At 69.5% G+C, this 19,464-nt stretch carries 20 protein-coding genes; 7 read left to right on the forward strand and 13 right to left on the reverse strand.

The window, feature by feature from the left end:
• Positions 1 to 154 precede the first annotated feature (154 nt).
• Positions 155 to 1,039 (reverse strand): TIGR03620 family F420-dependent LLM class oxidoreductase, encoded by an 885-nt coding sequence (locus tag ABFX50_RS34160; protein ID WP_346152305.1) that lies wholly within the window; start codon positions 1,037 to 1,039, stop codon positions 155 to 157.
• Between the two features lie 103 nt (positions 1,040 to 1,142).
• Here ABFX50_RS34160 and ABFX50_RS34165 point away from each other — a divergent pair, with 103 nt between their 5' ends.
• Positions 1,143 to 1,424: an ArsR/SmtB family transcription factor gene (locus tag ABFX50_RS34165; RefSeq protein ID WP_346152306.1), complete on the forward strand. Its 282-nt coding sequence runs from the start codon at positions 1,143 to 1,145 to the stop codon at positions 1,422 to 1,424.
• Positions 1,425 to 1,813: 389 nt separating this feature from the next.
• Positions 1,814 to 2,254: an NUDIX hydrolase gene (locus tag ABFX50_RS34170; RefSeq protein WP_183647622.1), complete on the forward strand. Its 441-nt coding sequence runs from the start codon at positions 1,814 to 1,816 to the stop codon at positions 2,252 to 2,254.
• Here ABFX50_RS34170 and ABFX50_RS34175 read toward each other — a convergent pair.
• Positions 2,238 to 2,528 carry a hypothetical protein gene (locus ABFX50_RS34175; RefSeq protein ID WP_346152309.1) on the reverse strand — a complete coding sequence of 97 codons (291 nt, stop codon included), beginning with the start codon at positions 2,526 to 2,528 and terminating at the stop codon, positions 2,238 to 2,240. The genes ABFX50_RS34170 and ABFX50_RS34175 overlap by 17 nt on opposite strands.
• Before the next feature lie 152 nt (positions 2,529 to 2,680).
• Here ABFX50_RS34175 and ABFX50_RS34180 point away from each other — a divergent pair, with 152 nt between their 5' ends.
• Together ABFX50_RS34180 and ABFX50_RS34185 are read left to right on the forward strand one after the other, a co-directional pair.
• Positions 2,681 to 3,499, forward strand: coding sequence for a helix-turn-helix domain-containing protein (locus tag ABFX50_RS34180; RefSeq protein WP_346152311.1), 819 nt, complete (start codon positions 2,681 to 2,683; stop codon positions 3,497 to 3,499).
• Positions 3,496 to 3,732: a DUF397 domain-containing protein gene (locus ABFX50_RS34185; RefSeq protein WP_183647630.1), complete on the forward strand. Its 237-nt coding sequence runs from the start codon at positions 3,496 to 3,498 to the stop codon at positions 3,730 to 3,732. The genes ABFX50_RS34180 and ABFX50_RS34185 overlap by 4 nt, the downstream gene beginning before the upstream one ends.
• Before the next feature lie 45 nt (positions 3,733 to 3,777).
• Here ABFX50_RS34185 and ABFX50_RS34190 read toward each other — a convergent pair whose 3' ends face one another.
• The 8 genes from ABFX50_RS34190 to ABFX50_RS34225 all read right to left on the reverse strand — a co-directional run bounded on the left by ABFX50_RS34190 (position 3,778) and on the right by ABFX50_RS34225 (position 12,586).
• Entirely contained in the window at positions 3,778 to 4,554 is a 777-nt protein-coding gene (locus ABFX50_RS34190) for a hypothetical protein (protein ID WP_346152312.1), read from the reverse strand.
• A 469-nt stretch (positions 4,555 to 5,023) separates the two neighbouring features.
• Positions 5,024 to 5,476 carry a hypothetical protein gene (locus ABFX50_RS34195; protein WP_183647638.1) on the reverse strand — a complete coding sequence of 151 codons (453 nt, stop codon included), beginning with the start codon at positions 5,474 to 5,476 and terminating at the stop codon, positions 5,024 to 5,026.
• A 17-nt stretch (positions 5,477 to 5,493) separates the two neighbouring features.
• Positions 5,494 to 6,978, reverse strand: a complete 1,485-nt coding sequence (locus tag ABFX50_RS34200; protein WP_346152314.1) for a tetratricopeptide repeat protein — start codon at positions 6,976 to 6,978, stop codon at positions 5,494 to 5,496.
• Between the two features lie 320 nt (positions 6,979 to 7,298).
• Entirely contained in the window at positions 7,299 to 8,564 is a 1,266-nt protein-coding gene (locus tag ABFX50_RS34205; RefSeq protein ID WP_346152316.1) for a DMT family transporter, read from the reverse strand.
• Between the two features lie 190 nt (positions 8,565 to 8,754).
• The gene (locus ABFX50_RS34210; RefSeq protein WP_346152317.1) at positions 8,755 to 9,789 is read right to left on the reverse strand and encodes an ABC transporter ATP-binding protein; all 1,035 of its coding nucleotides are present in this window, start codon (positions 9,787 to 9,789) and stop codon (positions 8,755 to 8,757) included.
• A gap of 126 nt (positions 9,790 to 9,915) precedes the next feature.
• Positions 9,916 to 10,653, reverse strand: coding sequence for an ATP-binding cassette domain-containing protein (locus tag ABFX50_RS34215; RefSeq protein WP_346152318.1), 738 nt, complete (start codon positions 10,651 to 10,653; stop codon positions 9,916 to 9,918).
• Positions 10,654 to 10,739: 86 nt separating this feature from the next.
• A complete protein-coding gene (locus ABFX50_RS34220; RefSeq protein WP_346152320.1) occupies positions 10,740 to 11,222 on the reverse strand; it encodes a GNAT family N-acetyltransferase in 483 nt (160 codons plus the stop codon).
• Positions 11,219 to 12,586: an NsdA family TPR-like regulatory protein gene (locus ABFX50_RS34225; protein ID WP_487047385.1), complete on the reverse strand. Its 1,368-nt coding sequence runs from the start codon at positions 12,584 to 12,586 to the stop codon at positions 11,219 to 11,221. Before ABFX50_RS34225 ends, ABFX50_RS34220 begins: the two co-directional genes overlap by 4 nt.
• 1,332 nt (positions 12,587 to 13,918) lie before the next feature.
• Here ABFX50_RS34225 and ABFX50_RS34230 point away from each other — a divergent pair.
• The 3 genes from ABFX50_RS34230 (at position 13,919) to ABFX50_RS34240 (ending at position 16,774) form a co-directional block, all read left to right on the forward strand.
• A complete protein-coding gene (locus tag ABFX50_RS34230; RefSeq protein WP_346152323.1) occupies positions 13,919 to 14,737 on the forward strand; it encodes a mechanosensitive ion channel family protein in 819 nt (272 codons plus the stop codon).
• A 130-nt stretch (positions 14,738 to 14,867) separates the two neighbouring features.
• Positions 14,868 to 15,254: a globin gene (locus tag ABFX50_RS34235; protein WP_346152325.1), complete on the forward strand. Its 387-nt coding sequence runs from the start codon at positions 14,868 to 14,870 to the stop codon at positions 15,252 to 15,254.
• A 17-nt stretch (positions 15,255 to 15,271) separates the two neighbouring features.
• Entirely contained in the window at positions 15,272 to 16,774 is a 1,503-nt protein-coding gene (locus tag ABFX50_RS34240) for a glycoside hydrolase family 13 protein (RefSeq protein ID WP_346152327.1), read from the forward strand.
• 329 nt (positions 16,775 to 17,103) lie between these two features.
• On the opposite strand, the gene ABFX50_RS34245 is transcribed toward ABFX50_RS34240, so the two are convergent.
• The 3 genes from ABFX50_RS34245 to ABFX50_RS34255 all read right to left on the reverse strand — a co-directional run bounded on the left by ABFX50_RS34245 (position 17,104) and on the right by ABFX50_RS34255 (position 19,199).
• Positions 17,104 to 17,526 carry an acyl-CoA thioesterase gene (locus ABFX50_RS34245; protein WP_183647662.1) on the reverse strand — a complete coding sequence of 141 codons (423 nt, stop codon included), beginning with the start codon at positions 17,524 to 17,526 and terminating at the stop codon, positions 17,104 to 17,106.
• 303 nt (positions 17,527 to 17,829) lie between these two features.
• A complete protein-coding gene (locus tag ABFX50_RS34250; RefSeq protein ID WP_183647664.1) occupies positions 17,830 to 18,453 on the reverse strand; it encodes a TetR/AcrR family transcriptional regulator in 624 nt (207 codons plus the stop codon).
• A 242-nt stretch (positions 18,454 to 18,695) separates the two neighbouring features.
• Entirely contained in the window at positions 18,696 to 19,199 is a 504-nt protein-coding gene (locus ABFX50_RS34255; protein WP_183647668.1) for a hypothetical protein, read from the reverse strand.
• Between the last annotated feature and the right edge of the window lie 265 nt (positions 19,200 to 19,464).

Consider the following 19,464-nt stretch of genomic DNA (forward strand, 5'->3'; position numbering starts at 1 on the left):
CCCGCGAACCCGCGAACCCGCGAACCCGCGAACCCGCGAACCCGCGAACCCGCGAACCCGCGAACCCGCGAACCCGCGAACCCGCGAACCCGCGAACGAGGATGGTCGGGCCGCCTCAGGCGGATGTCAAGAGGGAGACGAGGCCGAGAGCAGGTCAGAGGTCCAGCGCCCGCGCGAGGCGTTCGAGCTGGGACATCCCGTCGGCCAGGTCGGCCCCGCCGGCCGTCAGCGGCTGGATGGCCACCTGGTCGGCGCCGGCGTCGAGATGGGCGCGCACCCGCGCGACGACCGCCTCCTCGTCGCCCCAGCCCACGATGGCGTCGGCCAGCCGGTCGCTGCCGCCGTCGGCCAGGTCGTCGTCGGTGTAGCCGAGATGGCGCAGGTTGTTCACGTAGTTGGGCAGCGTGAGGTAGTAGGACATGTGCTCGCGCGCGATCGCACGGGCCTTCGCGGGGTCGCGTTCGAGGACCACCCCCACCTCGGGCACCAGAAGCCGATCGCGCCCGAGGATCTCGCGGGCCATGACGGTGTGCTCGGCGGGGACGAGGTAGGAGTGGGCGCCGTCGGCCCTGTCGCGCGAGAGCTCCAGCATCTTGGGGCGCAGCGCCGCCAGCAGCAGGGGCGCGTCGCCGCCCTTGATGACGCTGTCGGCCGCCTGGTTCATGCCGTCGAGGTAGGCGCGCATGGCGGTGAGCGGCTTACCGTACTCGTGGCCGCGCCAGGAGACGAGCGAGCCATGGCTGACGCCGATGCCCAGCAGGAACCTGCCGGGGTGTGCCTCGCCGAGTGTGGAGCGCCCTGCCGCCATCGCGGTGGCGTCGCGGGCCCAGATGTTGGCGATGCCGGTGCCGATCTTGATCTTGCTGGTCGCCGCGAGCAGCATCGCGGCGGCGGCGAGCGGCTCCCTGCTGCCAGGGCCCTCGTTGAGCCACAGGGTGGCGTAGCCGAGCTCGTCCAGCCTGGCGGCGGCTTCGCGCGCGAGGGGCGCGGGCGCCCTGCTGAACGAGGGGTGCCAGACACCGATTCGACCGTTGTCCATCGCTCTCGAGACCCCTCAGGTAGACTGTTCGATTGAGATGGAACACTACAGTAATGTTCGAGCGTCGTCGAACAGAACGCGCGGACTGACCCACGGCTCTCCCATGGAGGCCTCGCTCCAGGCCGCGCTCGAGGCGCTGTCCGACCCGATCAGGCGGCGCATCGTGCGCGAGCTCGCCCAGGTGCCCGAGTGGTCACGGCCGTGCGGCACGTTCAACGACCTGCCCGTGGCCAAGTCCACACTCAGCCACCACTTCTCGGTGCTGCGCAACGTGGGCCTGCTGGAGCAGCGCGACGAGGGCGCCCGCCGCCTCAACCGGCTGCGCAAGCCGGAGTTCGACGAGCGCTTCCCCGGCCTGCTCGACCTCGTCCTGTCCGAGCCCTGACCGACCTCATGCCGTACGCCCCCGGGGGTGCCACACATCCCGTACGGCCCCGCCCGGGAGGCGCCACACATCCATACGGCCCGGCCCGGGGGGTGCCACGTTCGCGACGGAGGCGAAGTCCTGCTGGAGTAGCGTGACGGACGGACGATCACCGGTGACCACGGTGGCCTTTGGGGATGCCGGCCGTAACAGAAGGCCACGCAGAGCGGAAAGCCGCGCAGAGCGGAAAGCCGGGCAAGGCAGGAAGCAGCGCAGGAAGGCTCACGAGGCAAGGCAGGCAGCAAGCGAGGGCGTCGAGGCAGGGCAGGAAGCAAGGCAGGGCGATCGAGGCAAAGGTGGAACGCCGGGAAGGGCGAGAAGCTCGGCGGGAGCGGGAAAGGGTGGCGGGTGTGAGCGAGGCGCGGCCGGCGGCGCGGGTGGTGTGTCTGGATCGCGACGAGCGGGTGCTGCTGATGCACTGGCTCGACAAGGTCAGCCGCCAGGACATCTGGGAGCCGCCCGGTGGCGGGCTCGACGCGGGTGAGACCCCGCTGGAGGCGGCCAGACGCGAGCTGACCGAGGAGACCGGCCTGCCGGGTGACGCGGTCCAGGACAGGTGGGTCGCGGTCGATCGGGACTTCACCTGGCTCGGCGTGCACTACGTGAAGGTCGAGCCGTTCTACGTGGCCCGCTTCGACGAGGCGTGTCCCGCGGTGGATCCCGGCGAGCTCACGGAGGAGGAGAGCGAGGCCTTCCTCGGCTACGGCTGGTTCGGCGCCGAGGAGCTTGGCTCGCTGCCGGGCCGTCTCGACCCGCCGGAGCTGCCCGAGGTGATCAGGAAACTGCGCTAGCGACGTAGGCCGCGGCCTCGTCGGCGTCGTGGAAGTCGGCCGTGCGGCCGTCCTCGCGCTCGACGTGGAAGCCGTCCTCGACGCTGATCCGCATCGAGCCCGCCATGAGCACCGGACCGCGGCGTTCGGGCGGGTCGTACCTGTTCTGGAGGAGCGTCAGGCGCAGATGCCTGACGAGAAGGGCACGGATGCCCGATGCGGCGAGCCGTTCCTGAACCCATTCCAACTGTTCGATCTGCTCTTCTTCCACCCGTTGGCTGTAGACGGCGCCCATTCGCACCTCACGTCCTTAGATCGGCGAGAATTCCCCTGTCGTGACCCCAGTCTGCATTCAAGTGACTACTCTAGGTACGGATCCGGGTCTCACACATGGACTGTGAGAGACCCGGTCGCATTTGTAGAACCCGTGTAGAACCGGAGCCCCCGATGCCTGCTGCACGTGAGCTCGATCCCAGCTCCAGTCCGCTGGCCTTCTTCGGAGCGGAGCTGAGGGAGTACCGCACCCGTGCGGGCCTGTCCCAGGAACAGCTGGCCGAGAGGCTGAGCTACTCCCTTTCGCTGGTGTGCGCGATCGAACTGGCCAGGCGCACCCCCTCGCGCGACTTCGCCGAGCGGGCCGACCAGGTGCTCGGGACCGGCGGTTCGCTGGTCCGGTTGTGGCCTCTGGTACGGCAGGCGGCCTACCCCGCCTGGTTCCGCCCGTGGTTGGAGATCGAGCAGACGGCGCGCACACTCCAGACGTGGCAGCCGTTGCTGGTCCCCGGCCTGCTGCAGACCGAGGACTACGCCCGCGAGGTCTTCCGAAGGGAGCCGGCGGCGACGGCGGAGCAGGCGGAGGAGGCGGTGTCGGCTCGCATGACCAGGCAGTCCATCCTGCATCGTCGTGACCCCCCGATGTACTGGGTGGTGCTCGACGAATGGGTGATCCGCAGGCAGGTCGGCTCGGCCGCGACCATGCGCGGGCAGGTGCGCGCGCTGCTGGAGGCGTCCGAGCTGCCCAACGTCACCGTTCAGGTCATCCCCGCGGACGCCCAGGCGGTGCCGGGGCTGACCGGCGCCTTCGTCATCGCGAAGGTGCAGGGTGAGCCGGATCTCGTCTATCTGGAATCGGCGGGGGCGGGATATGTCACCGACCGCCCCTCCGACGTCGAATCCATTGTCCGACGATATGACGTGATCAGGTCACTCGCCTTACCGGTTCACTCAAGTCTAAATTTGCTGTCGAAAGTGGAGGAGAGCATATGAACGACCTCACCTGGCACAAGGCGCGTCGTAGTGGTGGCAATGGCGGAGACTGCGTTGAAGTAGCCGTCCTCGACGCGCCCGGGGACACCGCCGCTCACAAGTCCGAGCAGGACAGGCTCTTCGTCCTGCGCGATTCCAAGGACCCTGACGGGCCCAGGCTGTTCTTCACCGAAGCCGAGTGGGAGGCCTTCCGCCTCGGCATGAAGGACGGCGAATTCGACGATCTGGTCTGATCGCCGATCCGGGCGCGCGTTGGCGCGGCGCGCGCCCGGCCTCCGTCAAGCTCCTGTCTCCGCGAGGGCTCTGGTCATCAGGCCGCGCAGCAGTGGTCCTCCGACCCGTTCGTGCTCGGCCTCCACCGGCAGGCCCTCGGCCACCCTCGCGTGGTAGATCTCGCGTTGCCGTTCGTCGGTGTAGAGCTGCGCGGTCATGCCCACGACGACGGTGACCCCGACGCCGCCGCGCGGGATGACCACGACGGCGTGCGTGCGCAGCCAGCTCTCGTCGGCGCCGCCGTACCAGCCGCACTTGATCGCCGCCTCGGGCACCCTGAGCACGTCGCGCACGCCGAAGGCCTGGTCGGCCGGCACCTCGCGCATCCAGGAGAGCACGTCGGCGGCCACCGGGTCACCCGCCAGCGCGGACTGGGACAGGGCCGCGTAGGCGTCGGCCACCTCGGCGGCGGCCACCTCCACCGAGCCGAAGCGCGAAGGGTCTCCGTTGGCGGGGCGCCAGCTGACGCCGCAGCGACGGCGGAGCTCGGCCAGGATCACCCGCGGCCCGACCGCCATCCACAGCGCCCGTGTGTCGCTGTTGGAGGAGGTGATCACGGCGGGTTCGGCGTGGTGGCGCCAGAAGCCCTGGTCGGCGACGTGCGCCGCGGCGGCCCAGCAGTAGAGCGGTTTGAGCAGCGAGGCGCAGCGCAGCCGGTCGAGGCCGTGGACCACGCTGACGGCCCGAGGTGGTGGCCCGCTCGCGCCACGGGTGATGGCGGCGGCCTGTGCGCTGCCTCCTTGACGGAGGTCGCGCAGCGACTCGGCGAAGCTCGTGCCCATCGGGCGATGCTATACCTGCCGATCAGTCGAGGGTTCTGTCCAGTGCCGTCGTAGTGGTCGGGCCCCTGCATGGACAGATCGAGCGGCTGCACCCTCGGCGAGGTGGACGAGGCGCGCCGGCTCTTCTCTCGGGTCATCTCCTGGATGGAATGCGCGCACAGCGACAGCGATCCGCACACGATGGGCAGCGCCTTCGGCGGTGCCGTGCAGGCGGCCGATGCCCAATCCCGAGACGATCGTCGCCGACTGGGAGTCGAAGGTTCTCGCGTGAGCTGGGGACAAGAAACGTCCGCCTCAGTGGTAGCCCTGCCCGCCTCAGGTGGAGAATCCTCCTCCGGTCAGAGCGGTGGAAAATTCTCCACCCGGAGATTTCTCCCGCAGCGGGTCCGGCGCTGCCGTTGCTGCCCGGCTCCGCCTGGTGCACGACACCTTCGCGCTGCGCGGCGGCTGCGGACGTGCGGGTCTTCCCTCAGAACCCGTAGCGCGACCACACCAGTGCGATGCCCGCCACGGGCAGCGCCAGGACGACGAGCCAGCCGAGCACCCGCCAGCGGGCGGCCAGCCCCGGCGCCGACAGCACGGCGCCGGCCGTGCCCGCCACGGTGAACGCCAGACCCGCGCGTACGACCTCCATGACCTGGGAGGGCGAGGCCGGCACCGCCTCGCCGAACCCTCTGATCGCCAGCAGCACGGCCGCCGCCGCCAGGGCCACACGGCGGGCGGCGCCGACCTCGACCCGCCTGAGCAGGGGCACGGCCGCCGCCAGCGTCACCACCGTCACCACCAGGTAGGCGCCGAGCGTGGGGTAGAGGCAGGGCCAGTCACCGCAGCGGGCCGCCGTCCTGGTGGCGTTGATCGCCACCCACCACAGCGCTCCCAGGCTCGCGTAGATGGCCGCCACCCGCCCGATCGTCGCCCACATACCGCCATTGTGCGCGATCACCGCCTGCCGAGCGCCGCAAGAACCACCGCCCTGTTCGCGAGGAGGTCGGGCTGGGGGTCCAGCTCGACGGCTCGGGTGAGATCGTCGAGGGCGGGCTCGAGCTGCCCGAGCTCGTAGCGCAACGCTCCCCTGTTCGCCCACGCGGCCGCCAGTGCGGGGGCCGCGGCGATGGCCGCGTCCAGCGCCCTCGCCGCCTCCTCCGGACGTCCGGCCGCCGTCTCCAACTGTCCGAGCACCGTGAGCAGATGCGGGTTGCCGGGGGCGAGCGCCAGCCCCGCGCGCACGTCCTCGAACGCCTCGCCGTCCCTCTCCATGCCCGCCAGCAAGCCCGCCCTGTTGATGTAGGCGTCGAGGTAGGCCGGGTCGCACTCCAGCACGTACGCGAGGTCGGCCAGCGCGGCCTCCTGCTCCCCCAGCGCGATGCGCACCTCGGCCCTGTTGTAGTACGCCTCGGGCAGCGGCGGGCTCATCGCGATCGCGCTCTGGTAGTCGGCCAGCGCCTCCTCGTTCCTGCCCAGCGAGAACCAGAGGTTGCCGCGGTCGAGGTAGTGGTCGGGGAAGACGGGGTCGATCGCGATGGCCGCGGAGTAGTCCTCGAGCGCCTCCTTGGTGTGGCCGAGCGCGGCCAGCAACTGCGCCCTGTTGGCCAGCAGCACCATGCGGTGGACGGGATGGCGGTCGGGCAGCTCGCGGGCGGCCAGGTCGATGGCCGACTCCACCAGGGCGAGAGCGGCCTCCTTGCGACCTTCGCGCAGCTCGATCAGGGCCAGGCCGTTGCGGTCGAAGCCCAGCTTGAAGGCGCGGTCGGGCACCAGGGTGGAGATGGCGATGGCCTGGTTGGCCCAGCCTCTCGCTCTGCCGAGGTCGCGCCGGGCGGGGTCGGGGTGACGGGCGTCGAGCATCGCGGTGCCGTAGGCGGCCGCGGCGTGCATGGCGGGATCCTGACTGGCCCTGCGCACCTGCTCCCACAGCGCTCTGGCCTCGTCAGGGCGGCCGAGGCCACCGAGGGCGGTGGCCGTGCGCTGCGCGAAGCGCCACCACGCCTGGCCGCCCTGCTCCGTCGCCGCCAGCCCCCGAAGGCCCAGCTCGGCCACCGCGTGCAGGAAGCCCTCGCGGACGCAGTGGTCGACCAGCTCCCACAGCTGCCCCGCCGTCCTGTCGTCCTCCGGCGGCCTGGGGCCGTCGGCGTAGACCTCGATGCGCAGGTGCGAGGCGGGGATCCTGCGCGTCATGACCTCGAGCAGCTCGGCGTCCGTCGGGTCGGCCTCATCGGCGTTGTGGACGACGAGCACGACTCCGGGAGGAGTGGCCGCGGCGACGAACTCCGTCAGCCCGTTGGCCAGCCGCAGCGTGCGGCGGGGTGCGGGGACGAGGATGCGCTCCTCGTCGGGCAGCCCCTCGTCGATCGTGACCCGCCTGGCGGGTACGCGCCCACGCAGGGCCGGCGCCGCCGCCCTGATCTCGATGTCGTACGCGGACACGAGATCAGGGGAACGTTCCAATGCGTCAGGAACCAGCCGGGCCAGCAACGCCGCCGCCACGGTGTAGGGACCGTGAGGGCGCCGATGCGCGTCTATCGGCGACATCAGCAGCGGAGTGGACGCCGGGTTCTCCTGGTACGCACCTTGGAGCCGCCGGTGCTGGGTCACCCCTTGTGGATGACGGAGGCGGTCCCTGTGAGCCGGGCGGTGCCGGGCTTGCGGACGACGATCCTCTTCATGCGTCCTTCTCCTTGCCTAGGTAAAGACACAATTAGTTGAGATGTCGACAAAGTTCAAGGCCTATGAGAAAGAGGTCTGAATCACCGCATCACACCGATATCTGGGGCCTCTTGAGGCTCAGATTCGCGCACAGGTTCGGGCCGCAACGCGCACAGGCAGCGCCCGCTGAGCGGGAAGGTGAGGCAGCCGTCCTGGCTGGCCGGCTCCTGCCGGGCCTTGACGATCTCGGTGGCGTGCTCGATGAGCCGGTCGATGCCCGGCTCGCCGCCGCCCTTGCTGGCCAGTGAGCACCAGGGCTCCACGTCGGGGTCGCGCTCGGCCGCCCTGATCCAGCACTCCCTGACCTGAGCGAGGTCGAAGGGGACCGGCGGGCGCACGGGAGCGGGCTCGGGAGCGCGCAGCGAGGCCAGCACCTCGGCCGCCCGCTTGGCCGCCCTGCGCAGCCCCTCGTCGGCCTCTGGCGCCTGGTGCACCCTGGCGGGAGGATCGCCGACCACCACGGCCGCGCCCTTCGACGGGACGGCCAGCAGCATCGCCGCCGCCATGAAGGGCCCGCCCACCAGCACGCTGGCCGCCACCGGCTCGTCGCACAGCAGCGCGATGAGCGCCACCCACAGCGGCTGGGACGCCAGCAGCACCGCGCTGGGCACCGCCTGCAGGTGCCGCTGGCCGAAGGAGCGGGCCAGGAAGCCCAGGGCGCAGGAGACGATGGCCAGGTGTGCGAGCTTGAGCCAGCCGTACGGTCCCGGCGGCGCCTCGAGCCCGTCGGGCACCGCCATCACCCCCGTGAGCAGCCCGATCGTCAGCAACTGGATGACGGTGATGGCGTAGGCGTTGTAGTTGGCCCTGGAGAGGTTGCCCAGCACGAGCGTGTGGCAGGCGTACAGCGCGGCCGCGCACAGCGTCAGGCCGAGCGCCACGGGGGCGAACCTCACCCCGTCGCCCTTCATCAGCGCGAAGATCGCCACGCCGCAGAGCGCCAGCGCCACGCCGAACCAGATGCGCTTGGGCACCCTGACGCGGAACAGGATCAGCGCCAGCACCGGAGTCATGACCACGTTGCAGCCGACGGCGAAGCCCGACACGGCCGAGGAGAGGTCGTCGAGGGCGAAGGCCTGCATGGTCTGGCCGACCCCGAACATGACGCCCAGGACGATGCCCCGCGACCAGGTGCCCCTCGCGAGGCCGCGCAGACTCCTGGGCCTGATGAGGAAGAGGACCACGGCCGCGATCGTGTAGCGCTCGGCCAGCAGGTCGGTCACCGACATGCTCAACGGCTCGTCGATGAGACTCTTCATCAGCGGGAAGGCCGACCCCCAAGCGGCGCTGACGAACAACAGAAGCACGGCTCCCAGGAGGGGTCGGGGAGCGGGCACCACTGCCATGCACCGCAGCATCTCACTAGGTCGCGCGCCTCCTGACGCGCTTGGAGCGACCGGAGGGGCTGCACTTACACGCAGGGGGAAGGGCATCACTCACGGGCCCGCCAATACTCCCCCGAGCAATTACGGCAATCCGCCCATTAACCTCAGACCCTCACGCATCACCCACCCCGATTCGAGGATTCCTGTCGTCCCGTTCAGGGGCCGTCATGGAGATGACCACGTCGGCGCCGCTGATCGCGGCGGGCCTGTGGGCGATCACGAAACAGGTGCGGCCCTCGCTGAGCTGTCTCATGGCTCTGAGCACCCGCGCCTCGGTCCTGGTGTCGACCGAGCTGGTCGCCTCGTCCAGCACCAGGACGGCGGGGTCGGCCAGGAACGCCCTGGCGATGGCGATGAGCTGGCGCTCGCCCGCGCTGAGCCCTCCGCCGTCCTCGCCGATCACGGTGTCGAGCGGCCTGTCCACGCAGGCCAGGCGGGCGGCCCTGGCGACCTGCTCCGCGGTGGGGCGGGTCGCGCCGTAGGCGATGTTGTCGGCGATCGTGCCGTCGAACAGCCACGTGTCCTGCGGCACCATCCCGACCACCGAGCGCAGGTCGGCCCTGGTCATGGCGGTCAGGTCGACGCCGTCGAGGGTGATGCGGCCCCCCGTGACCTCGTGGAAGCGCATCAGCAGGTTGACCAGTGTGGTCTTGCCCGCTCCCGTCGGGCCGACGACGGCCGCCCGCTGCCCCGGCCGGACCTCCAGCGACAGGTGCTCGATCACCGGCGGGCCCGAGGCGTGACGGAAGCTCACGTCGTGGAAGGCGACGTGGCCGCGCGCCGCCGGCCGTACCGGGTGGAGCGGGTCCGGCGCCTCCTCGGGGACGGCCAGCAGCTCCGCGACGCGCTCGGAGGAGGCGATTCCCGCCTGCACCAGCCCCGACAGGCTTCCCACGTTGGAGAGCGGGCCGCTGAAGGTGCGGGCGTACTGCACGAACGCCTGCACCTCCCCGATCGTCAACGCGCCCGAGGCCACCCGCAGCCCGCCCGCCACGGCGACGACCACGTAGCCGAGGTTGGCGACGAACATCAGCGCGGGCTGGATCAGCCCGCTGACGAACTGGGCACGCGAACCGGCCTCGAACAGCTCCTGGTTGTGCCGGTGGAAGGCGGCCGCGGACTCGGCCTGACGGCCGAAGACCCGCACGACCCGCCACGACCAGGTCGGTGGCCGCGCCGAGCAGCAGCGGCCCCGCCACGACCAGCGCGACGCTGACGAGGCCGCACAGGGCGGAGGCCGCCAGCAACGGCCACTGCGCCACGAGCAGGCCTCTCACACCGTCTCCTGGGACAGCGCGATCTCCTGGTACGTGGGGCAGGTGCGCAGCAGTTCGGCGTGCGTGCCCGTGCCCACCACCAGGCCCGACTCCATGACCACGACGCGGTCGGCGTCGCGGACCGCGTCGACCCGCTGGGCCACGATCACCACCGTCGCGCCCTCGGTCTCGACGGCGAGCGCGGCTCCCAGCGCGTCCGCCGTGTCCCTGTCGAGCGCGGAGAAGGGATCGTCGAACAGGTAGATCTCGGGCCGCCGCACCAGCGCCCTGGCGATCGACAGCCGCTGACGCTGACCGCCTGACAGGTTGGCGCCGCCCTGGCTCACCCGCTGGCCGAGGCTCCTGACGAAGTCGCTGGGCCTCGCCACCAGGTCGGCCCCGCGCAGCGCGAGCGTCGTCGCGCCCGGGTAGCCGAAGGTGGCCGCGCGCACCTCCACCTGCCCCCTGCGGCTCATCGTCCGCACGGGGCTCGCGGGAGGGGCCAGCTCCGGGTCGGTGCCGAGCACCTCCTGGATCCGCTCGGCGCAGACCTCGGCGCGCGGCATCGTCATGAGGACGAACGTCGCCGACATGACGGCGGTGACGATCTGGGTCAGGTAGGTGAGAAAGGCGATCAGCTCGCCGGCGCCCAGGAGGCAGAGAAGGGCGAGCGTCTGCGCGCCCTGCAGCAGGACGAGGGTGATGACGGCCGTGCGGGAGGAGGTCAGACGCGTGCGCAGCAGTCGGATCAGCACACCAGCCGACGCTATAGCGGCCTGGGAGCCGCGCCCATGGCGTTACGCGGCAGGCGGAAGGCCGGCCCGCCCCGTCGTCCGCGCTCTCAGGGAGCGAGGACGGAGGTGAGGTCCTTCTCTCCGTAGATCACGGTGTGGTCGCCCACCTGCTGTCTGGACAGCTCTCTCCACCCCTGCCGCTCGTAGAGCGCCAGGGCGGCGTCCTGGTTGATCGTGGTGTCACCGCGCAGCTTGGTGAAGCCGAGCATGGCCGCGCGCCCCTCCAACGCCTGCAGCATCCGCGCGCCGAAGCCGCGTCGCTGGAAGTCGGGATGGACGCGCAGCCTGCACACCTCCACGGTGTGCACGTCGATCGGGCGCAGCCCGCCCATGGCGGCGAGGCGGCTGTCCGCCTCGCCGACCAGGAACTCCCCGCCGCTGCTGAGGTAGATCTGGTGGATGCGCGGGAAGTCGTCGTCGTAGTAGACACCGTCGCCCGGCACGATCCCGACCTGCGCCAGACAGACCTGGTGCAGCGCGTAGATCCCGTCGAGATCGGACCAACGGTATCGCCGGATACGCAGGCTCATGCCTTCTTGCTCCCGATTCCCATCAACTCGTAGAACTCCTTGAGGCCGGGGTGGTCCTTCCACCCGGCGTCCTCGACGGCCTTACCGAACTCGATCGCCGGCCGGAGAATGAAGTCGGTGCGGTACTCGGGCTTCAGCAGGCGCGCCGCGTTGTTGGCGACCTCGAGCGCCTCGTCGATGTCGCCCTCGATGACCCTGCACTGGGCCATGTCGAGCCTGATCAGCGTCTGGTCGAGGATGTGGTCGGAGTACTTCTCCAGCGCCTGCTCCAGCACCATGTCGGCCTCGATCGTCTGCCCGAGCTTGGTGAGCACGTCACCCTGGTAGAAGAACAGCTGCCGCTCGGTGTAGCCGAAGGCGACGTCCTCCTGCTCGTTGGCCTTCATGTGGGAGAAGGCGTTGCGCGCCTTCTGCAGCGCCCGCTTGGCCTGGTCGACCACTTCCTTCTTGCCGCTGGTGCCGGCCAGCAGCGCGAGCGCGCGGGCCTCGACGACGGGAGCCATGGCCTGGGCGGCACAGGGTGTCTGGCCCGCCAGGTCGCGGCTCTTCTTGGCGAGGTTGAGCGCCTCGCGCGCGTCGCCGTAGTAGAGCGGCACGAGCGACTCGCGGGCGGTGACCCACGCACGCAGCGCGCGGTCGCCCGTCTCGTCGGCCGCGGTGCGCCCGGTGCGGAAGAAGGAACGGGCGAGCCTGTGATCGCCGAGGTTGATCATGATCATGCCGCTCAGCCCTGACAGCTGGGCGGCCATGCGGCACAGCCGCTCCTGGAGGTCGGTCGGCTGGCGACGGCTCATCGCCGCGCGCACCGCGCTGAGCTCCAGCAGCACGTCGCACAGCAGCCTCAGCGGCGGTGTGCTGGTGTACTGACGGCCGAAGCTGAGTGTCGCCTCCTCCCACTGGTCGAGCATGGCCGGCGAGACCGTGGCTGTCACCAGCGTCTCGTCCATGCGCCTTCTGATGCCCTCGACGGCGGCGAGCACCTGCGGCTCGAGCTCCCTCAGGGTGCCGTTGGCCTTGTTGTCCAGAAGAGTTAACAACGTCCTGCGAAGGACGTTCTCGTCGTCGTCGTTGTTGGGCTCGGAGTGGGGCTCAGCGCCGGACTGACTGATCAGCAGATGCCGTGAGGCGAGGAGCTCGCCCCTGCTGTCCTGGGAGTCGCCCCGCACGAGGCCCGGCATTCGGTGGCCGTGGCCGCAGATGCACGGGCCGTCATAACCGAGTGAGACCGGCTCTACGCGATAGACAGTGCACAAATAGTGAAGATATTCAGGACCTGGGCGTTTCAGGCCGCTTTCGTAGGCCGACAACAGCGTCTCACCGATGCCGGGAGCGGGTTTCTCGTCTCTTTCGAACAGCGCTCGCACTTGTTCGATGACGTCGGCCAGCGCAATGCCGTGTGCCAGCCGATGGCCCTTGATCTTCGTCGTGCCGAACTGAGGGCTGCATGTCTCGTGGATCTCTTCGGCTATCTGAGCACACGAGCGGCCACTGGCCAGACCCTTTGCCCGGATCCGCCTGGCGATCTCCGTTTCCCTGTGCTGCCTGCCGGACATCCCGGCCCCTCTCTCTGAGCCGCAAGGCACCGTCTACTGACGCAGAGTAGCGGGAGGGATGCACTCTGCCTCATGAAAACTATGAACCATTAGTGACAGGATGAAAATGCACCCTTGAAGCTTACGGATAAGGATCGTCCTCCAGGGGACTGTTTCTTACAACCCGCGAGGGTCAAGGACACTCCCCTGGAGCAGTTGGGGTGCGTTGACGCCTCGCATGGTCATGAGTCACCTTTCTCTCACCAGCAACGATTCGTTCGAGGGAGGGCGAGAGAGTGGGGGACGACTTCGGGCATCTGGAGCGCTTGGTTTCAGAGCTGGACGCTCGCGGACTGCTTGCGAGAGTGGTGCGAACGCATTCTGGCAGGGTCTTCGTCAGGGTGATCAATCCAAACGCGACCAGTTTGGCCGAGAACGTCACCTGCCGATCGGCGTCCGAGGTTCCTGACTGGTGGTACTGCTGGTCGTGGGGCGAGCGGATGCACCAGGCGGACGATCCTGCGGGGGCGGCGACCAAGGTCGCCCGCGTACTCGCCGCGGTAGGAGAATGACGATGGCGGTGATCCGGGTGGGGCGCAGCCACCGCGGCTCACCGCTCCGACCGCGGCCTCGCGGAGCCGACGGGGTGTCCGGTGCGGAGGGCCTCCGTTCACGGTGGTCCTGGACATCCCGTCGGTTTCCGCCACATGGCTTGTACGGCACAGCCGCAGGCGCGGCGCCGGCCGTACAGAGAGAAGCGCCCTCCGGTTCCACCCGGAGGACGATCGGGGGGTCCCTCCCGGAAACGGAACGGAACATGCTTCCGGGTGTGTGTTCCTTCCGGGTCTACCGTCACCGGAGCGTCAGGTCCCGCCCTCCGCGGCCCCGGGCCCTGACAACCCCGTCTTCCCCGGCGTGATGTGACGGCGACCGGTTCGGTCGGCAGTATGTTTTGGGTCGTACTGGTCCAAACATTGCCGACCGAACCGCTTCCGGAGGGGGATTCACCTCGTGTTCCTGCTGGCCACGCCGAAACAACCGTCGCCCATTCCTGATCTCGAGCAGTTGGCGAACGGGATGGCGAACGGATGCGGCACCGACCCGGTGTGCTCAGCCTTCGTCGGTCTCTTCCAGAAGGCGGCCTGGGCACCGCTCGTCGCCAGCGTGATCACGATCGTACTCATCGTCGTGATCGCCATCGTGGTGCGCAAGCTGGCGCAACGGGTGATCACGCGCGTCGTCAACAGGGCCGCCAGCGGCACCTCCATCACCGGGCGCCTGCGCAGGACGCAGGCCACCGACGGCATCGACGCCCTCCTGCATGAGCGGCGCAAGCAGCGTGCCGAGACCATGGGCTCGGTCCTGCGGCACATCGCCTCGATCGTCATCATGGGCACCGCGATCCTGACCGTCCTCGACCGTCTGACGATCCCCATCGCCCCCCTGCTGACCAGCGTCGGCATCTTGGGCGTCGCGATCGGCTTCGGCGCGCAGGAACTCGTCAAGGACTTCATCGCCGGCATGTTCATGCTGCTCGAAGACCAGTACGGCGTCGGCGACGTGATCGACACCGGCGCGGCCATCGGCACGGTCGAGGCCGTCACGCTGCGGGTGACCAGACTGCGCGACGCCGACGGCCGCGTCTGGTACATCCGCAACGGCACCATCACCCGCGTCGGCAACGAGTCCCAGGGCTGGTCGCGCGCATACATCGACGTGCCCGTGGCCTACGACGCCGACGTCCCCGAGGTCCGCGAGCTGCTCAAGCGGGTGACCGAGGAGCTGTGGAGCGACCACGACTACCGCGAGAGCGTGATCGTGGAGGAGCCCGCCGTCTACGGCATCGAGCAGATCTCCGACACCTCGGTCATCTTCCGCGTCTCCGCCAAGACGCTTCCCTCCAAGCAGGCCGAGGTGGCCCGCGAGCTCCGCCTGCGCGTCAAGGCCGCTCTCGACGGGGCGGGAATCGCGCTCGCCGCCTGAACGCTTAACGATGGGGGCGGCCAACGACCCTGACGTGACGGCGGGCTGCGAAGTCCGCTGGAGCACGCGTGGAAGACAGACGGTCAGCGGTGACCGCGGTGGCCGTCATTGTGCTTGCCGTAGAGAATGGATGATTGTGACTGAGGGTTCTTTCTACGATGCGGTCGGCGGCGAGGAGACCTTTCGCCGGCTCGTGCACCGCTTCTACGAGGGTGTCGCCGCCGACCCGCTGCTGCGGCCGCTCTACCCCGAGGAAGACCTCACGGGAGCCGAGGACCGGCTGCGCGGCTTCCTCATCCAGTACTGGGGCGGCCCCAAGACCTACAGCGAGGAGCGCGGCCACCCCAGGCTGCGCATGCGCCACGTCCCCTTCGTCATCGGCGAGGCCGAGCGTGACGCCTGGCTCAGGCACATGCACGACGCGGTCGAGGACCTCCAACTGCCCGATGAGCTGGAGAAGCGGCTCTGGGACTATCTGGTGATGGCCGCGCACAGCTTGGTGAATGCACCCGCGTAACGGGCAATATTCGCACCATGGATATCCCCTGGTGGCGTGACGCCGTCGTTTACGAGATCTACGTCCGCAGCTTCGCCGACGCTTCGGGAGACGGCGTCGGCGACCTGGTGGGGGTCAGGGAGCGCCTGCCGTACCTGGCCCAGCTGGGTGTGGACGCGATCTGGCTGACCCCCTTCTACCCGTCCCCCATGGCCGACGGCGGCTACGACGTGGCCGACTACCGCGGCGTCGATCCGCTGTTCGGCACGCTCGCCGACTTCGAGGCGCTGGTGTCCGACGCGCACACGCACGGCATGAAGGTGCTGGTCGACATCGTGCCCAACCACAGCTCCTCTCGGCATCCCTGGTTCCAGGAGGCGCTGGCCGGCCGGGGCCGCGACCGCTACGTCTTCCGCGACGAGCCCAACAACTGGCAGTCCACCTTCAGCGGGCCCGCCTGGACCCAGGTCGACGACGGGCAGTGGTACCTCCACCTGTTCGCGCCCGAACAGCCCGACTTCAACTGGCGCAACCCCGAGGTGCACGAGGAGTTCCTCGACGTGCTGCGGTTCTGGCTCGATCGGGGGGTCGACGGCTTCCGCATCGACGTGGCGATGGGCCTGTACAAGGCGGAGGGCCTGCCGGACGTCGGCGACCAGTCCTTCATGTCGGTCTCGCCGATCTGGGGCCAGCCCGAGGTGCACGAGGTCTACAGGCAGTGGCGCAAGCTGCTGGAGTCGTATCCCGGCGAGCGCATGGCCGTCGGCGAGGTCTGGACCGACAGCGCGGCCGACCTGGCGCTGTACGTCAGGCCCGACGAGCTGCACCAGAGCTTCAACTTCGCCTGGCTGCAGGCGCCGTGGTCGCCGACGGCGTTCAAGAAGGTCATCGACGACACGCTGAGCACCGTCCCGTTCGCGACCTGGGTGCTGTCCAACCACGACGTCGTACGGCACCGCACCCGCTACGACACCGCCGACCCCGGCACCGGTCTCGCCCGCGCCAAGGCCGCCCTCCTGGTCATGCTGGCGCTGCCCGGATCGGCCTATCTCTACCAGGGGGAGGAACTGGGCCTCCCCGAGGTGAAGGACATTCCACCCGAGGCCCGGCAGGACCCCATCTTCTTCCAGTCGAAGGGGACTCTCCCCGGGCGTGACGGCTGCCGCGTGCCGCTGCCCTGGTCCGGCGACGCGGCGCCGTTCGGCTTCTCGCCCGAGGGCGTGGACCCGTGGCTGCCCCAGCCGGGGACGTTCGCCGCGCTGACCGCCGAGGCGCAGAGCGGCGACAGCGACTCGACCCTCGAGTTCTACCGCAGAGCGCTCGCCTGCCGCCGTGACCTGGTGCGATCGATCCCTTACCACTTGGAGTGGATGGATTCCCCCGAGGGTGCGCTTTTCTTCACCCGTGGCTCGCTGACCTGCGTCATCAACTGCGGCCCCGATCCCGTGCCGCTGCCGCCGTACGACCACCTGATCATGTCCAGTGGCCCGATCACCGACGACTCCCTGCCGCCCGACACCGCCGCCTGGTTGCAGGCGTAGAAGGCGATGACCCGTTCGGCGTCATGAGGCTCCTGATCATGACGCCCGCGGCCCCCCTGTCGCTCTTGGGCGCGTCCTTCCGGTCCCTGCGCGCGCACGGCCCCGACGCCATGCACGCGGAGCGAAGCGGGCTAAACCGACTCGACGCGGAACTCCATCGAGGCTCGCGCCCGCATCCGAGGGGGCATCGGCGCGCCCCTCCGCCCGCGCCCCTGGCGAGCTCCCCCACTCAAGGCCTGGCAGCCTCAGAGCCAGCCCCCGGCACCCTGGCTTCCGGGTCTGGGGCCTTCGTCGGCTCCCTGCGGGTTTCCCGCTCAGGGGCTGGGCGGTCAGGCGAAGCGGCGGAGGTAGGTCAGTTCGTTCTGTGAAAGGCGGCGGGGGGCGGCGTTCTCCACGTCGTAGGCGACGATCACCGACCGCGCCCTGACGAACACCTCCTCGTCGTCGCGAATCTCGTAGTCGAGCGTGAACCGTACCGGCCTGATCTCGGTCACCCACGTCTCGACCAGCACGGGGTCGGCTCGGAAGGAGAGCGGACGCAGGTAGTCGATCTCGTGCCTGGCCACCACCAGGCCCTTGAACGTCTCCTCGCCCTCCTTGTGGAGGTCGACGTGCAGCATCCCGAACCGCGCGTCCTCGAGATAGTCGAGAAAGCGGACGTTGTTCACGTGCCCCTGGGAGTCGATGTCGGCGAACCGGACCGTGCGGGGGAAGACGTGCTTGCTGGCGTGTGCGAGGGATCGTTCAACCACGCCCACACCGTATCCGTCCCCGCTCCCCCACCCGACACCAGCACCCCGTCAACCCTCGCGGCTGTTGAAGGGGCCGACGCGATGGGACGGGTTCGAGAAGAGATCAGCCCCCAAGACCCGCAGCGCCACCCAGACCCATGGGGTACCTCCCGGAGTCGAGGGACCCCTGGACCCACGGGGTGCTTCCCCGGACTCGAGGGACCCCCTGGACCCACGGCCCTCGACCCGCCGGACCCTGACCCCGCAAGGTCCTCCCAGATGCTCACGCACGCCCGGGTCTGGGGGACTGCCCGGTCCCAGGGGTCATACGGCAGGGTCGGGGTGGCGGGAGACCGGGTCCAGGCGTCTGATCAGGACCACGGCCGCCTCGATCACCTCGCAGGCGGCCTCCTCGGTGTCGCTGGTGGCCACCTCTCGTGCCGCCTCGCCGATCACCGTGGTCAGCACCGCGACCGTCAACCTGTCGATCGGCTCGGCCCCCGCCCCCAGCAGCGCCGCGTTCTGCCGGAGCCACTGCCTCCCCCTCGTACGGCGCAGCAGCTCGAACCCCGGTGGCCCGTCGCCGTCCATGAACAGCCTGACCAGGTCGCGCCGCTCCCACGCCCCCGTGAGGTAGGCGCGCGATCCGGTGATGAGCAGTTCGACCGGGTCGTCCACGCCGTCCTGCCTGGCCTTGGCGACGCTCGAGGCCGACGCCTGCTCCTGGGCGAGCTGGTGGTCCTCCCACAGCGCCATGAACAGCTCTGCCTTGCCGCCGAAGTGGTGGTAGAGGCTGCCGACGCTCGACCCCGCGCGAGTGACGACGTCGGAGACGTTCGCCTCGGCGAAGCCGTGCTCGCCGAACACCTCACGAGCCGCCTGCAGCATGCTCTTGCGCGTCTGAGCCGTGCGGCTCCACTCCCACGCACCGGAGGACTTGCGTGCCATGCCCACCATGCTAGGGATGATCTGTCCTGGGGTCCTGGTCGCGGTGGAACACTTTCCACCGCGTAACGGCGGCCGGCCCGCGCGCCCGAGGAGCGTCTCCCTGGACAGAGGGTGGCTGGAGGCGGCGGGTGGGGCTTGGGGGGCTGGCCGTACGGGGAGGCAGGCGAGTAGACCCGCACCACGCGCAGCCACGCGGGTGGGCGCGCCTGCGTTCTCCGCACACAAGATCAAGAGCGCGGCGGCTATGAGGCGAGCAGGTCGAAGTGAAAGCCGACCAGCAGGGCGACCAAGCTGATGACCCGCCACCACGTCAGCGTTCGAGGGTGTTCAAGGAGCCATGCCACCCCGTTGGGGACGGCATCGGACAGTCGCCCCTCAAACAGTGCCGCCACCACCACCACCGCTACCGAAAGGAGCAGAGTCATCGCAAACCAGGAGATGAAGCCGTTAGTCAGTTCCAGGAGAGGAATGGCCGCGAACAACCCGGCGATGAGCCCGGCCGCGCTGAACGCTCGCCGGACGTGCTCTCCTGGGGCGTGCGCGATGGCTCGAAGACGCGCACCATACCCGCGGATGCGTGCGGGGCCGATGATGTCGAGAACAACTGTCATCCCGCCGAAGAAGGCCGCGATCTTCCCGAAGCGCCCCCACCACAGCATCCCCAGGCCGTGCATAGTGGCGTCCTTCAGGGCGGGATCGCCGGCGAACCACATCTGCCAGGCTTCCAGGTATCCAAGATCCGTCATGGATCTTGAGCGTAGGAGCGGCAGGTCGGGAAGGTGGGGGTGGTTACCAGAAGGTGTTCGACGTCCACCGCTCTCACCGACGTCACGTGAGGGAAGGTCGGCTGGAATGACGGCATGGAGGACGCGTCGGGGACGCCGTCACGCCGCGCCCCGAGATCAGTGGCTGATGCAGTCGAGAGACCCGGACGTCATGATCGAATGCACGTTGTTCTGCGACCGTTCAAGGCGACCGCTGCGGGACCGCACGGTTACCGTCCACGACGGT

The sequence above is a fragment of the Nonomuraea recticatena genome (assembly GCF_039533245.1).
In the GTDB taxonomy this organism is placed as follows: domain Bacteria; phylum Actinomycetota; class Actinomycetes; order Streptosporangiales; family Streptosporangiaceae; genus Nonomuraea; species Nonomuraea roseola.

What these genes read in the sequence shown, in the direction of transcription:
- ABFX50_RS34160 (WP_346152305.1), bottom strand. Translation starts at nt 1,039, where the DNA reads ATGGACAACGGTCGAATCGGTGTCTGGCACCCCTCGTTCAGCAGGGCG.
- ABFX50_RS34165 (WP_346152306.1), top strand. Translation starts at nt 1,143, where the DNA reads ATGGAGGCCTCGCTCCAGGCCGCGCTCGAGGCGCTGTCCGACCCGATC.
- ABFX50_RS34175 (WP_346152309.1), bottom strand. Translation starts at nt 2,528, where the DNA reads ATGGGCGCCGTCTACAGCCAACGGGTGGAAGAAGAGCAGATCGAACAG.
- ABFX50_RS34180 (WP_346152311.1), top strand. Translation starts at nt 2,681, where the DNA reads ATGCCTGCTGCACGTGAGCTCGATCCCAGCTCCAGTCCGCTGGCCTTC.
- ABFX50_RS34185 (WP_183647630.1), top strand. Translation starts at nt 3,496, where the DNA reads ATGAACGACCTCACCTGGCACAAGGCGCGTCGTAGTGGTGGCAATGGC.
- ABFX50_RS34190 (WP_346152312.1), bottom strand. Translation starts at nt 4,554, where the DNA reads ATGGGCACGAGCTTCGCCGAGTCGCTGCGCGACCTCCGTCAAGGAGGC.
- ABFX50_RS34195 (WP_183647638.1), bottom strand. Translation starts at nt 5,476, where the DNA reads ATGTGGGCGACGATCGGGCGGGTGGCGGCCATCTACGCGAGCCTGGGA.
- ABFX50_RS34220 (WP_346152320.1), bottom strand. Translation starts at nt 11,222, where the DNA reads ATGAGCCTGCGTATCCGGCGATACCGTTGGTCCGATCTCGACGGGATC.
- ABFX50_RS34235 (WP_346152325.1), top strand. Translation starts at nt 14,868, where the DNA reads ATGATTGTGACTGAGGGTTCTTTCTACGATGCGGTCGGCGGCGAGGAG.
- ABFX50_RS34240 (WP_346152327.1), top strand. Translation starts at nt 15,272, where the DNA reads ATGGATATCCCCTGGTGGCGTGACGCCGTCGTTTACGAGATCTACGTC.
- ABFX50_RS34250 (WP_183647664.1), bottom strand. Translation starts at nt 18,453, where the DNA reads ATGGCACGCAAGTCCTCCGGTGCGTGGGAGTGGAGCCGCACGGCTCAG.
- ABFX50_RS34255 (WP_183647668.1), bottom strand. Translation starts at nt 19,199, where the DNA reads ATGACGGATCTTGGATACCTGGAAGCCTGGCAGATGTGGTTCGCCGGC.